The sequence below is a fragment of the Solimicrobium silvestre genome (assembly GCF_002976435.1).
Lineage (GTDB): Bacteria > Pseudomonadota > Gammaproteobacteria > Burkholderiales > Burkholderiaceae_D > Solimicrobium > Solimicrobium silvestre.
In genome coordinates, this window is sequence record NZ_PUGF01000032.1 from 21,583 (window position 1) to 35,818 (window position 14,236).

Annotated in this window: 10 protein-coding genes; all 10 read left to right on the top strand. The window is 48.3% G+C overall.

Annotated elements, in window-relative coordinates:
• The first annotated feature begins 72 nt into the window (after nt 1-72).
• The 10 genes from S2091_RS21755 (at nt 73) to S2091_RS21795 (ending at nt 14,209) form a co-directional block, all read left to right on the top strand.
• Nucleotides 73-1,410 (top strand): phenylacetate--CoA ligase family protein, encoded by a 1,338-nt coding sequence (locus tag S2091_RS21755; protein WP_133166955.1) that lies wholly within the window; start codon nt 73-75, stop codon nt 1,408-1,410.
• Nucleotides 1,411-1,586: 176 nt separating this feature from the next.
• Nucleotides 1,587-2,435 carry a PEP-CTERM sorting domain-containing protein gene (locus tag S2091_RS21760; RefSeq protein WP_105534079.1) on the top strand — a complete coding sequence of 283 codons (849 nt, stop codon included), beginning with the start codon at nt 1,587-1,589 and terminating at the stop codon, nt 2,433-2,435.
• A gap of 95 nt (nt 2,436-2,530) precedes the next feature.
• A complete protein-coding gene (locus S2091_RS24680; RefSeq protein ID WP_279338280.1) occupies nt 2,531-2,656 on the top strand; it encodes a hypothetical protein in 126 nt (41 codons plus the stop codon).
• A gap of 299 nt (nt 2,657-2,955) precedes the next feature.
• Nucleotides 2,956-4,347 (top strand): TIGR03013 family XrtA/PEP-CTERM system glycosyltransferase, encoded by a 1,392-nt coding sequence (locus S2091_RS21765; RefSeq protein WP_105534080.1) that lies wholly within the window; start codon nt 2,956-2,958, stop codon nt 4,345-4,347.
• A gap of 15 nt (nt 4,348-4,362) precedes the next feature.
• Nucleotides 4,363-6,447, top strand: coding sequence for an XrtA/PEP-CTERM system histidine kinase PrsK (gene prsK, locus S2091_RS21770; protein ID WP_207769783.1), 2,085 nt, complete (start codon nt 4,363-4,365; stop codon nt 6,445-6,447).
• A gap of 17 nt (nt 6,448-6,464) precedes the next feature.
• Entirely contained in the window at nt 6,465-7,817 is a 1,353-nt protein-coding gene (prsR, locus tag S2091_RS21775; RefSeq protein WP_105534081.1) for a PEP-CTERM-box response regulator transcription factor, read from the top strand.
• Between the two features lie 33 nt (nt 7,818-7,850).
• Complete coding sequence (locus S2091_RS21780; RefSeq protein WP_105534082.1) at nt 7,851-9,446, top strand: acyl-CoA ligase (AMP-forming), exosortase A system-associated; 1,596 nt, start codon at nt 7,851-7,853, stop codon at nt 9,444-9,446.
• A gap of 6 nt (nt 9,447-9,452) precedes the next feature.
• Nucleotides 9,453-10,688 carry a pyridoxal-dependent decarboxylase, exosortase A system-associated gene (locus tag S2091_RS21785; RefSeq protein WP_105534098.1) on the top strand — a complete coding sequence of 412 codons (1,236 nt, stop codon included), beginning with the start codon at nt 9,453-9,455 and terminating at the stop codon, nt 10,686-10,688.
• A gap of 117 nt (nt 10,689-10,805) precedes the next feature.
• Complete coding sequence (locus S2091_RS21790) at nt 10,806-12,908, top strand: RIFT barrel domain-containing protein (protein WP_243405527.1); 2,103 nt, start codon at nt 10,806-10,808, stop codon at nt 12,906-12,908.
• Between the two features lie 23 nt (nt 12,909-12,931).
• On the top strand, nt 12,932-14,209 hold the full coding sequence (locus tag S2091_RS21795; RefSeq protein WP_133166956.1) for a polysaccharide pyruvyl transferase family protein: 1,278 nt from the start codon (nt 12,932-12,934) through the stop codon (nt 14,207-14,209).
• The last annotated feature ends 27 nt before the right edge of the window (nt 14,210-14,236 follow it).

Here is a 14,236-nt window from a genome sequence, read left to right on the forward strand (position 1 = left end):
CTGCGGCGCCTTATTCGGTCCCAACTCCAACGCAGTTCACCGCAAAAATTGCTTAAACTTGGTGAAAAGAAATTGTTGCGATCATTTCATCGCGCAGCGCAATTCTCTCCCGCCTATCAAACCTTGCTGGCAGAATCCAGCGTACAAGCGAGTCAAGTACGCACGCCAGCTGACTTTGCTCAGCTTTGCCCTCTGTTAGAAAAAACCAACACATTTCGCCGCTTCCCGATTGAGCAATTGATCGTAGCTAATACCAAATTAGCTGATCTGGCTTCCATACTCACCAGTTCCGGACATGGGCAAGGTGGATATGCGTTGGGTATTAGTACACGCAATCAATACAACTCGACTCCTTTTTTGATTGATCTTGGGCTGGACTTGGCCTTTAACGTTGATAGCAGGCGTACCTTGCTGATCAACTGCCTTCCGATGGGCGTTACCTTTCAGTCAAAAGCGCTATGTGTTGCGAATGTGAGTGTTCGTGAGGATATGGCTTGCGCCATCGTAAAACAAACCGGCCATTTGTTTGAACAAATTATTCTCTGCGGCGACCCCTTGTTCCTGAAACGCTTATGTGACTATTCTGAGGAGCTTCGGCTGGATTGGGCGCGCTATAAAATGAATGTGATTATAGGAGAGGAAACATTTACTGAAAGCTTTCGCGACTATTTGGCGGCCAGTCTTGCCATTAATTTGAGTGATGCCAATAGCGGTTTAATCGGGAGCTCTATGGGAGTCGGTGAGCTTGGCTTGAATCTGTTTAATGAAACGAGGGAAAGCATTGCTATCCGGCGTGCCTGTGTCAAAAATAAGACGTTATTGCAGGATTTGATGGGCGATATTTCCAGTCAGGCACCTCTGCCTACGTTGCTATGCTTCAACCCCTTGCGAACCTATGTTGAGGTAGTTAATCGCGATGCCAGCGGCAATGGAGATCTGGTTGTTTCCGTGCTCGATACTGCAGCGCCTGTTCCTCTAATGCGTTACAAAACGGGCGACCGCGCCAAGCTCATTGATGCGGATCACCTTGCGCAAGTGTTGCAAAAAAGCATTCTTGGATTAACGGCACCAGCACTACCGTTGATTGCCTTGCTTGGCCGCAGCAAAGACATGCTCCCTGGTAATTGGCATGTCGATCACTTTAAGCAGGTTTTGTATAACAATCCTAATGTTGCTCGTGAATGTTCTGGTGCTTTTCGCTTAAGTCAGCGTGAAGATGGCTTGCTATGGGAGGTGCAATTGCGGTTGGACTGCCCCGCAGATCCCATGCTGCTAGCAGATGCCCTCTCGGCTGATTTAGTGCTGTTAGGCAAGGAAGGGGCGGCTAAAGTGCACTGCCTAAGCTATGAAAAATTCCCCTATGGAAAAACGTTGGATTACGAAAGAAAATTTGTGTATTGCTCAGCATAAACAGAGCGATGTCGATTTTTTTTACAGTATGGATGTGGTGTGTTTTAGGTGGAATTTTTTTTTGATGCAATTTCTTTTTAAATCAACGAGTTATGTTTATTTTCTAAATTTGGCACAGCTTTTGCTTATTCAAGCTCGTAGATGATGCGATTCAACCTATCTAAGGGGTAACTTAAATGAATATCAAAAAAATTTCCACCGCAGTTGCACTAGCGTTTGCAGTTTGCACAGTAGCGTCTGCCGGTCCAGTAATCTTAGAATCCGGTAATCTGAAATTTACCGTGGCTAACTATGATTCAGCTGCTGTTGGTTACGGCAATACCGCTGGTCTGGTATGCACTACCGCTGCGACATGCGCAACTGCAGGCGGTGCGGTGCCTGGTGGTGTAGCAGGAGAAAGCTCTTGGGGGATATTCTCCATCAGCTCGATTTCTGAAATATCTACCGGTACTACTATCTGGAGTGCTGGCGCTGGCCAATACCTGACAGGTATGTTCGGTGGCTTGCAAGATTACGAGGTACAAGTCACCAATTCAATCACCGGGCCTTCCACAACAATTTTGGATTCAGGCGGTTGGTTGAATATGTATATGAATTCAACTAACTACACCCCTGCTGACGGTCCTGGCGGTCGTACTGGTCAGTATGCCTACACAGGCATTACAGGCGGTACTTTGATGCTATCAGCCGATTTTTCGCCAGGTATCCTCGGCGGCATACCTGCTGCAACATATACTTCCACTTATCAAGACGCGTCAATCGGCGGTACTGGTGAGGGTTATATGGATGTAACTGGTGGGGCTTGGGCAAGCCAACTGGCAACGGATTCATTGACTGATCCTAACGGTGGCAACCATGACTTGTACTTGGGTACACAATTCGCGGCAAATGCAACAGCAACAGCAGATGGCTGGACAGTAATTTCCGCATCTCAAGTATTTGGCGCCGCCCCAGAACCAGCATCATTAGCTTTGTTCGGTTTAGGATTGGCAGGACTGGCATTTTTACGGCGTCGTAGAACTTAATCCGTACATGCAGTAAATAGAGTAGCTGCCTGGTGTAAGCCAGGCAGTTTTTTTGCATTTATCAGAGGTATTTCAGCGGATCTGCATTAAGCAGTATGTTGCCTTATCTTATGGATGCTGAAGTGGGACTTACGCAAAACCGCTCCAGCGGCGTTACGCTCTCCTTGCTGTACATTCGTACTGTCTGCGTCGGCGTGCCTTACTGGAACAATTTTGCGTAAGTCCTAATAGTTCAAATGCTAGCGTACCTGAGATTCTTGAGAACAATAATTCATCTCGTAAACAAATATCGCTGATATGATGATATGGATTTCAGACAATTCCACTGAATTTATCTGAAGATTCCGGTATTTTCCTGCAAGGAAAAAAGCTGGTGCAAATTGTCAAAGCGAATATCTATAACCTTGTATTAGACGCATAGCGACCCTTGGGCTCGTAAGCTAATTCAGGGAGATAAAGCACTCTCCAAAAAACGATTTAATGCTAAATACTGAGATCATGCAAAGTGGGAATGTAGACTATGCGTATTGCCAATCACCATGTGCCGCAAATCACGGCGTTTTTGCTGTGTGTTGAGTTTTTAGAAGCATTTGCATCAACTTATTTAGGAGCAATGTTACGTTTTCTTGACAGTAACTATCATTACTCCCCGCATCGCGAATTTTTTTTCATATCTGGCATTGCCTTTGCTGTCGCAACCGCATTCAGCATGAGTGCGTTTGGTCTGTATCGAATTAGTTACCGGAAGGGAATACGCAATACCTTACTGCGCCTGATCCCGTCATTTGCATTAAGCTTTTCACTGATTACCCTGTTGTTTTATTTGCTGCCGGATTTGTATATTGGACGGGGGATTTTAGGTTTAGTCGTCCTCATTGCCGCGTCGATGATCATCGGCACGCGCGCATTGATTTTCAAATTTTCCGAAGTTGGGCTACTCAAGTCACGCATCGCCTTCCTGGGCTGCGGTAAATTAGCCAATGAATGTAGAACATTGGCCCTCAATAATACTTCCTATCATCACTACGAACTGGTTGGTTTTATTCCCACCGAAGGCGAAGAATGTCTGGTGCCTGTAAATGAACTGTTGACCAATAACAGTGACTTGACCACTGTTTTGAAGCAGCATAATGTGCATGAAATTGTTGTGTCGGTAATGAATCGGCGTGGCGTTCAATTTCCCTTGCAAGAGCTGTTGGATTGTAAGTTACACGGCATTAAGGTGATTGAATCTACCGCATTTATTGAACGTGAAGCTTGTCAGATCAGGGTGGAATCGTTGCATCCTGGCTGGTTGATATTTGGCGAAGGATTTAATCAGAGTTTTTTGCGTAAGTTTGGCAAACAAACATTTGACTTGATCATTAGTGCGTTAATTTTTGTGATTACCTCACCCATTATGTTGCTGACTAGCATCTTTATTTATTTAGAGGATCGCGGCCCTATCTTCTTTAGGCAGGAAAGAGTGGGAAAAAACAACAGTACTTATATGGTTCTTAAGTTTCGCAGTATGCGCAGCGATGCCGAAAAAAACGGTGTACCACAATGGGCCTGTAATAACGACCCGAGGGTGACGCGCGTGGGCAATATAATACGTAAATTGCGTATCGATGAATTGCCACAAATTATCAATGTTCTTTATGGTGATATGAGTTTTGTCGGGCCTCGACCTGAGCGACCATACTTTGTTGACCAGCTTTGTACAGAAGTACCGTTTTACAATTTACGGCATAGCATTAAACCGGGCATTACCGGCATGGCGCAGGTTCGCTATGCTTACGGTGCTTCGGTAGAAGATTCTTTGCAAAAGCTGCAATACGATCTGTATTACGTAAAAAATAATAGTCTGTTTTTGGATGCCCTGATCCTGATTGATACCGTGCAAGTGGTCTTGTTCGGAAAAGGCAGATAACTTGGACATTTTCTTATGCATTCCCCCATGCTAAGCAACGTCGCAATCTTGAGTTACGGCCTTGCCGCTGCGGCATACCTGGTTTTGTCGGGCATGTTGCTGTGGAAGTGGCGCGGGCGGCTACGTTGGATGCCGCTCATGGTTGCCGCCGGTATAACAACGGTATGGGCGGCGTCGATTGCGCTGAATGCAAAATTTGGAATCCCGACCGGATTTTGGATCAATAGCCTGGAAGTTATGCGTAGCGCGAGCTGGATCATTTTTTTGCTCATGCTGCTGCAACCGCTGGAGCGCGAGACCCCTCAATCCCTGTTTAAGGAAAAACCCTATGTAGTGCTAATAGGGCTATTCCTGTTGCTGTTGCTTGCGGCGACCATGCTCACTAATGTCGGTCTTATGGTCAGGTTTGGCGGTATCGTTAATATTACCGGGCGTGTTGCGTTGGCCGTTATCGGCATGTTATTGCTGGAGCAATTATTCAGGAATACGACGGAACACCAGCGCTGGAGCGTTAAATTTGCCTGCCTGGGTTTGGCGGCTTTATTTGTGTATGACTTCTATCTCTATGCAGATGCCATGTTGTTCCATGCCATTAACGGTGAAATATTGGCGGCGCGCGGTTTTGTGAATGCCTTGTCGGTGCCACTGCTGATGATCTCGCTAAACAGGGATCCCAAATGGACGTTGGGTATTCTAGTCTCACGCCGTGTCCTGTTTCATTCCGCGACCTTACTGGGGGCCGCTGCTTACCTGTTAACAATGGCGGCGGCGGGTTACTACATTCGTTTCTTCGGTGGGCAATGGGGCACGGTGTTGCAGGTTTTTTTCTTGTTCGGCGCGGTTATATTATTGTTTATTCTGCTGTTTTCAGGATCGGTTCGGTCTTGGCTGCGAGTCTTCATTAGCAAGCACTTTTATAACTACAACTACGATTACCGTGACGAATGGATACGCTTTACCCGGGTTTTGTCTGAGTCGGAGCCAGGTCTAGGTGAGCGCGCCATACAAGCCGTTGCGCAATTGGTAGAAAGCGGTGCAGGCACCCTGTTCATTAGCCGCGAATCTGGTTATTGCGAACCTGTTGCGCAATGGTGCGCCCAATTTGAGAGCCAGGCTGAGGCGCTGAATAGTCCGTTTTGCCGATTCCTGCAAGAGAAGCAATGGGTGATCAATTTGACCGACTATAAATTGCACCCCGAAAAATACGATGATATTTCAGTCCCACAATGGTTGCTCGATTTTCCTAGAGCCTGGTTAGTGCTGCCGCTGATACTTCATGGACGTTTGTTCGGTTTTATCATGTTGGAACAGGCCAGAAGCAAGTTCGATGTGAACTGGGAAGTGCTGGATCTGTTGAAAATTGCAACCAGTCAGGCGGCTAGTTATCTGGCCGAACAAGAATCTGCGAATGCGTTGATGGTGGCCCGTCAATTTGAATCTTTCAACCGTATGTCGACATTTATGGTGCATGATTTAAAGAATCTGGTGGCGCAATTATCGTTGTTGACGGCCAATGCTGAAAAGCATCAACATAATCCCGAGTTTCAAAAAGACATGCTGGATACTGTTGATCACTCCGTACAAAAAATGAAATTTTTGCTGCAAAAACTCAGCCGGGGATTTGAAGTGGAAAGTTTGAGTGCGTTGGCGATGGATGAATTGCTGCAACGGGCGGTTGCCTCTAAATCTCCCTATGAACCCAAACCGGTATTACAAATTGAGCAGCCGGATATTGCGGTGTATGCGAATCGAGAGCGTCTTGAACGTGTCATTGGCCACATCATACAAAATGCGATTGATGCGACTCCCCGAGACGGCGATATCAAAATTAAGCTGGGTCTGGATGGACGTGATGCGTTGATCGAGATTGAAGATAACGGAGTAGGGATGACGGAAGAGTTTATCCGGGAAAAACTGTTCAGCCCGTTCGTGTCCACCAAGGTGGCGGGAATGGGGATCGGTGTTTTTGAAACACGGGAATATATTCAGCAATTGGGTGGCCGGTTAGAAGTACAAAGTCGGCCGGAGTCGGGTACTCGCTTCAAAATTACATTACCCGTCTACAGCACACTAGAACAAGTCAACACACAAATAGCGTAAATGCAAAAGGGTAGATTGTGAATCAGGAAAAAAAGAAACTGTTGATCATTGAAGACGACCTCGGTTTGCAAAAACAGTTGCGCTGGAGTTTGGACGCCTACGAGGTCATCGTGGCTGGCGACCGTGAAAGTGCGATGGCACAAGTGCGCCGCCATGAACCCGCCGTCATTACGATGGACTTGGGTTTGCCACCTGATCCCGACGGCTCTTCGGAAGGTCTTGCCATCTTACAACAGGTTTTGTCGATGGCACCCGACACCAAATTAATCGTCTTGTCCGGTAACCAAGACCGGCAGAATGCGCTCAAAGCGATTGCAATGGGTGCCTACGATTTCCATCAAAAACCTTGCGACCCGGAAATGCTGAATCTGGTGATACAGCGCGCCTTCTTTCTGCATGCGTTACAGCAGGAAAATCGGCGCATGTTGCAAAATCAGGCCGCGTCGCCGATGGCTGGAGTAATCACCCGCGACCCAGCCATGTTGAAGGTTTGCCGCAATATAGAAAAGGTTGGGCCGTCGTCGGCTTCGGTAATGTTGTTGGGTGACAGCGGTACCGGTAAGGAAGTGCTGGCAAGAGCATTGCATCAATTAAGCCCGCGACAAGATAAACGTTTTATGGCGATTAACTGTGCTGCTATCCCTGAGAATTTACTGGAAAGCGAATTGTTCGGTTATGAAAAGGGCGCATTTACCGGGGCGGTGAAGCAGAATCTGGGCAAGATTGAATTGGCGAATGAAGGTACTTTCTTTCTTGACGAGGTGGGTGATTTGCCGATGGCGCTGCAAGCTAAATTGCTACGTTTCCTTCAAGAGCGGGTTTTTGAACGGATCGGCGGGCATAAGGAAATTCCGGTGGATGTGCGCATCGTCTGCGCTACCCATCAAAACCTGAAAGAGTTGGCGTCCACCGGTCGTTTCCGCGAAGACTTATATTATCGGCTCAGCGAGATCGTGATTAATATCCCGCCGCTAGCTGATCGTGCCGGTGATGCCGCATTACTGGCCCATCACTTCAAGAATAAGTTCAATGCCAAAGAAGGGCGACCTGGGCTTAATTTTAGCCAGGATGCCTTAGCGCTGATAGAAAGCCATCGCTGGCCGGGTAACGTGCGCGAGATGGAAAACTGTATCAAGCGAGCCGTGATTATGGCCGATGGCCTGCAAATAACGGTGGAAGATCTTGGCCTTTCCGCTAACAACATCGCGGAGGAGCCGATCAATTTGCGCCAGATCCGTGAAGACGCTGAATACAAGGCCGTTGTAAAAGCACTGGCACACGTGGACGGTAATATTGCCAAGGCAGCCGAGTTGTTGGGCATTAGTCGTCCGACACTTTATGACTTAATGAATCGCCATTCGATTAAATGAGGGAAGAATGATGTGCAGTTTTGATATCCGCTTATGACCGATCTCGTACATCAACTTATTTTAGAAGCGGCGGCTCGCGCTCCACAAGCGGAAGCGCTTTGCTACCAGGGACAGCGTATGTCCTATGCGGAACTGGCACAACAGACGCAACAGGTTGGACAGGCATTATTAACATTAGGTGTGCAGCGTAGTGATCGCGTCGCGGTATATCTGGAAAAACGTTTTGAGACTGTGCTCGCCATGTTTGGCGCATCCGCTGCCGGTGCTGCCTTTGTGCCAGTCAACCCCTTGTTGAAAGCGGAGCAGCTGATCTACATTCTCAATGATTGTCAGGTAAAAATTTTAGTCACCTCGGCACAACGATTGGCTGTGGTGCTGCCATTGTTATCCGAATGTCCCAGTTTGAAGGGGGTTATTGTTGTTGGCGGTGACAGCTCTACAGCCATCGCAAGTGGATCGCATTTTCAACTTGTGCACTGGGAAGCTCTGGAACAATTGCACGATGCGCGAACACCGCATTGCTGCATAGACCGCGACATCGTGGCTATTCTTTATACATCAGGAAGTACCGGACAGCCCAAGGGCGTTGTGTTGTCGCATCGCAATTTACTGGCCGGTGCACAAAGTGTTGCGCACTATTTGGAAAACACGGCCGATGATCGGGTTTTGTGTGTTTTACCGCTGAGCTTTGATTACGGCTTGAGCCAATTAACCACGGTATTCCTGACTGGCGGCACCGCAGTACTGCTCAATTACTTACTACCGCGTGACATTTTGGATGCTGTAAAGCAAGAGCGCATTACCGGGCTTGCTGCCGTACCACCATTATGGATTCAACTCGCAGCGTTAGATTGGTCTGGAGCAACAAGTCTGCGCTATCTGACTAATTCTGGTGGCGTAATGCAACGTTCTACATTAGATATCTTGCGTCGAAATTTGCCTGATGCAAAAATCTATTTAATGTATGGCTTGACCGAGGCCTTCCGCTCCACTTTTTTGCCTCCCGAGCAGTTGGATCGCCGTCCAGATTCGATAGGTCGAGCGATTCCTAATGCAGAAGTGCTGGTGTTACGACCAGATGGTAGTGAATGTGATGCAGAAGAGCCGGGCGAACTCGTACATCGAGGTGCTTTGGTTGCATTGGGATATTGGAATGATGCGGAAAAGACGGCAGAGCGTTTCAAGCCGCTGCCGCTACAGTTACAGAACAGCAGCTTGCCGCTGCCGGAAATTGCCGTGTGGTCGGGCGATATCGTGCGTAAGGATGCGGAAGGGTATTTGTATTTTCTGGGGCGTACTGACGAGCTGATTAAAGTCTCAGGTTATCGAGTTAGTCCAACTGAAATAGAACAAGTTATTTGTACGATGGATGGCGTAAGCGAGTTTGCCGCAGTAGGAGTTGCGCACCCTGTTTTGGGGCAAGCTATCGTCGCCATTGTTAAGCAGAACAGTAACTTAACTGCAGAGACTTTGCGCCAACAGTGTCAGCGCAGGCTGCCCGCGTATATGGTGCCGATGCACATCGTAGTCGAAACTGAAGCCTTGCCGCGCAATGCCAACGGCAAGATAGATCGCAAGGCATTGCAACGTCGCTTTGCACATATTTTTAACACTGAGTTTCAACATTAAATGAGTATGAATTCAGACAAACCAGTCCATGCAGCACAAACCAGTTTCACGGTCGCAGACAACTGCCTGCAGGTGGGTAATGTGTCGTTGACCAGGTTAGCACTGCGTGTCGGCGGTACGCCATTTTATGCCTATGACAGAGAGGTGATCTCGGCCAAAATCCATACTTTGCGCAGTGTTTTACCTGCGCAGCTGGCTTTGCATTATTCGATTAAGGCTAACCCCATGCCAGCGGTAGTTCAACATTTAGCGGGGTTGGTTGACGGTTTGGATGTGGCATCTGCCGGTGAAATGCAACTGGCATTAGATACTTTGACGCCGTCAGAACGTATTAGCTTTGCAGGCCCGGGCAAGACAGATGCTGAGTTGCAACAGGCAGTTGCCGCAGGCGTGGTGCTTAATCTGGAGTCGGTCAATGAACTGCGTAGGTTGCAGCGTATCAGTGGAGAGCTGGGCTATGTGCCCAAAATTGTACTCAGAGTAAACCCTGATTTTGAACTGAAATCATCCGGGCTAAAGATGGGGGGCGGCGCTAAGCAATTCGGTATTGATGCAGAACTTGTGCCGGAAGTGTTGGCTGAGTTAGCGAATATGGATATGGAATTTTTGGGATTCCATATTTATGCCGGCTCGCAAAATCTCAATCCAGAAGCGATTATCGAAGCGCACGCCAAAAGTAGTGCCATGGCTATCCGGTTGGCTGACATTGCCCGGCAAGAAGTCCGCACGTTGAATCTGGGAGGCGGTTTTGGCATACCTTATTTCCCGGGCGATATCCCTTTGGATATTGCCCCAATCGCAGATCATTTGCACCGTTGTCTTGAACGCGTAAAACTAGCCTTACCGAAGGCAACAGTCGCGCTGGAGCTGGGGCGTTATCTGGTTGGTGAGGCTGGCATTTACGTTACGCGCGTTATCGACAAAAAAATGTCACGCGGAAAATGTTATCTGATTACCGATGGCGGCCTGCATCACCATCTGGCCGCATCGGGTAATTTTGGTCAGGTGCTACGCAAGAATTATCCGGTTGCTGTCGGCGATAAAATGCAGACAATGTCCGACGAGCTCGTGTCAGTGGTTGGCCCCTTGTGTACGCCGTTAGATTTGTTAGCTGATCAAATGCCGCTTGCTCATGCCGAAGTAGGCGATTTAATTGTCGTTTTTCAGTCCGGTGCTTATGGTTATAGCGCTAGCCCCATGGCGTTCCTGTCACATCCATCTGCACGTGAGGTGTTAGTGTGAATCAGCCTGTGTGATTTTGTAGGGGCATCCCTTGTGGGTGCCTTCGTTGATTAGCCAAGGGTACCCACAAGGGGCACCCCTACGCAAATCCATCTCGTTTTAAAAACTGGAGTTGCAATGAATGCTGCGTCCTTGTTTGTTAGTTTGGTGTTGTTACTGGGTTGGTGTGATGCCAGTTCAGCCGCTCCGGCCAGTGCGGTATCGTCTGCTGACGACGGCGTTCCAATCACGTCGATAAAAATACAAAATGCCAGCAAAGGCGCTACTCATGATTCTGTTGCGACCCCCATCACGTTCGGGCAAGTATTTGCTGCGGGCGATGTTCCTGACCCCAATGCGTTGGTCGGACGACTTGCCGATGGCACGCACATTCCATTGCAAGTAGATGCAAAAGCACGTCATCCTGACGGCTCATTACGCCATGCTGTTATTTCTGCGGTAGTTCCCGTGCCGAGCGGTAGCAGTATTACGGTTTTGTCCCTGAATAAAGTAACCGCACCAACCGCCAAAGCCAGTGGGATCGGACCTGAAGCACTGCTTGGCAACGGTTTTAGCGCCAGTGTGAATTTAACTCTGGATGGTCAGGTTTATTCGGCATCAGCGAACGATTTGCTGCGGAGCGGAAAATACATTAATTGGCTTGCTGGCCCGCAGGTCAACGAATGGGAGGTATCTGCTCCGTTAAAGACAGCGCAAGGGGTCGCGCATCCTAATTTATCGGCACGGTTTGCTATTCGTTCCTACACCGGAATAAATTCCGCTTCGGTTGACGTGACCGTCGAAAACGATTGGGCTTTTGCCCCTGCGCCGCAGAATGTGACTTATGACGTGCAAGTGCTGGTTGGCGGGAAGGTTGTTTATACCAAGTCGGCGTTAAAGCATTTTCATCATGCGCGCTGGCGCAAGGTGTTTTGGTGGGGCACGGAGCCACAGGTTAATCTTCAACACGATAGCGCTTATCTGATTTCAACTAAAGCGCTACCTAACTACGATCAAAGCCTGAAGATCGCGGCATCGACTCTGAATAATATCGGGGTGCGATTTAGTGGCATGGCAACGGAGCCGATGGGGAATGGTTTGGCGGTGCCGTATATGCCGACGACTGGCGGCAGGGGCGATATCGGCTTGTTGCCAAGCTGGGCGGTCAGCTATTTACTGAGTATGAATCCGGTTGCCAAGAAAGCGACCTTAGGCACGGCTGATTTATCCGGCAGCTGGTCTATGCATTATCGGAACCAGAAAACCAACCGCCCCGTCAGCCTGGTTGATTTCCCGTATATGACGTTGGTGGGAAATCCTAGCGATACCTTTAACCCTGCGACGAAAAGGAGCGAGGCATTTCCTGCCTGCGGCGGTGATTGCGTCACACCGTATAGCGCTGATCCGGCACATGAACCGGCATTGGCTTATCTGCCGTATCTGGTTACTGGCGATTATTATTATTTGGAAGAACTGCAATTTTGGGCGATGTTCGATTTGTTTGAGAGCAACCCAGGCTATCGAGCCAACATCAAGGGTTTGTTTCATCAAACGCAAGTCAGGGCGCAAGCCTGGACATTGCGCGATCTTGCCAATGCCGCCTATATCACCCCCGATGCGGATGTTCTGAAGAAGCAGTTTGAAACGGCGTTGTCGGATAACCTTGACTGGTACAACAGCGCATACAAGCCTAAAGCCAGTCTGGATAACGCCTTCGGCGCGCTGACCGATATTAATGCAAGGCAATACAATAACTTTACCGGTATCGCTCCGTGGCAAGATGATTTCTTTACCTCCGCCGTAGGGCACACGGTGGAACTCGGCTACGCCAAGGCCAAGCCTTTGCTGGCATGGAAAGCACAGTTTCCAATCAAGAGAATGATAGACCCTGCTTACTGTTGGATAGTGGGCGCCGTGTATGCTTTTCAGGTCACCGATACGAACGGTGGCCCTATTTATACCGATATGGCAAAAGCGTATCAGACCAGTAATCCACAAGCACTGACGGCTCTTCCTTGCGGTGGAACTGAAATGGCATATTTCCTCAAATTAAAAGTAGGCGAAATGACCGGGCATTCCTCGGAGCCGGACGGTTTCCCGTCGAATATGCAACCTGCGCTGGCGTATAGTGTTTATTCCGGTGCGGCAGGTGGTGCTGATGCATGGAAAGTATTTATGGCGAGATCAATCAAGCCGGACTACTCCACGTCACCGCAATTTGCAATTCTTCCTAGACAGTAAATAATTTTTTAACGGAGCTTGATGTGGCGATCAGTAATTCCAAGAAGATGAAAATTTATCTGCATGTGGCAATACCAAGCAGCAAGGAAAACCACGCATTGCCGACTAGCTTGAAGAAGCGTGTCAAGCGTGTGATGCGCACGGCGCTGGACTGGTTGGCCTGGGGTATTAACAAGACCTTCCTCTTTAAATGCTACAACTATACCCAGCGTGCTTATTGCAACCGGGGTGATATTGCGATCAAGCTGGCGATCAAGGAATTGTTGCAAAAGGGGCTGCACGACGTGGAGCTGGACTTCGTCGAAACCGAATGGGGTTGCCTGAACAAAGAAATATTGGCTGATATTAATCAGAACGCAGCTATTTTTGTTATTGCTGGCGGCGGTTATTGGGTGTTTAGTAAGACCAAAAAATTGAGCCGTGCCTTTCTTGCCGATTCGCCTTTTTTTCCTAAAATAAGCTGTCCTATAGCGGTGTTTGGTTCTGGCGTGAACTTCAATATGCCGTCGGCAGATGCCGTCCTCAACGTTCATCTTGATGCGGAACTGCAAAAAGTATTTATGGAGTTTGACCAGCGGGTAAACTTTCTGGCGGTTCGGGATCAGCTAACTGTTGATTTTTTTCGCTCGCTCGGCATGAAAAAAACCACGCTTTTATGCGACCCGGCGGTGTTTCTTGAGCCCGCCGCAATGCAGGCGCGGCCATCTGGCACACCCATTTCAATAGGTATTAACCTGGCTTTTCACGGCCCGTTTGCCGCGCAGATATTCAAAAAAAATATTCTTTTCTACATCGAATTTTTGAAGTCGGTACAGAAAAAGTTCCATGCAAAGTTCATGTATTTTGTCCATTCAGATGAAGAGCTTCTGATCGTGCAATTGCTCAGATTCTCCGGTATTAAATTAGAGGTAGTTGATCAACCTGCGGCAGAGCTGACCGGTGCTTATGCCCAGTTAGACGTGCTCTTGTGTCAGATGATGCACTCGAATATTCTCAGCTTTAATGTTGGCGTTCCGGCCTTGAATATTGCCTATGATTCAAAAAACTTTGGATTCAATCAATTGATCGGCATGGAAGATTATTGCGTCAGCGCCCACAATCTGGATGCTCAAGTTCTGCTGGAAAAAATGAGCGATCTGATTGCGAATCGCGCGGCGCTTGCGCTCAAACTGGCAAGCAAGAAAAAAGAACTGTCGTTTCCCATGGAAGCGTTCTTGCACGAAGTTCGGGAACTTGCGCTGTCACCTCAATCAGTCGAAATTGAGTCGCCATTGCCGTCTTTATGTGTGAAATCCGGTTGATGTTAACTGGTGTTTTTTTGGATTGGG

Coding starts and splice junctions, on each gene's coding strand:
- S2091_RS21760 (WP_105534079.1), top strand. CDS start 1,587: ATGAATATCAAAAAAATTTCCACCGCAGTTGCACTAGCGTTTGCAGTT.
- S2091_RS24680 (WP_279338280.1), top strand. CDS start 2,531: ATGTTGCCTTATCTTATGGATGCTGAAGTGGGACTTACGCAAAACCGC.
- S2091_RS21765 (WP_105534080.1), top strand. CDS start 2,956: ATGCGTATTGCCAATCACCATGTGCCGCAAATCACGGCGTTTTTGCTG.
- prsK (WP_207769783.1), top strand. CDS start 4,363: ATGCATTCCCCCATGCTAAGCAACGTCGCAATCTTGAGTTACGGCCTT.
- S2091_RS21780 (WP_105534082.1), top strand. CDS start 7,851: ATGACCGATCTCGTACATCAACTTATTTTAGAAGCGGCGGCTCGCGCT.
- S2091_RS21785 (WP_105534098.1), top strand. CDS start 9,453: ATGAATTCAGACAAACCAGTCCATGCAGCACAAACCAGTTTCACGGTC.
- S2091_RS21790 (WP_243405527.1), top strand. CDS start 10,806: ATGAATGCTGCGTCCTTGTTTGTTAGTTTGGTGTTGTTACTGGGTTGG.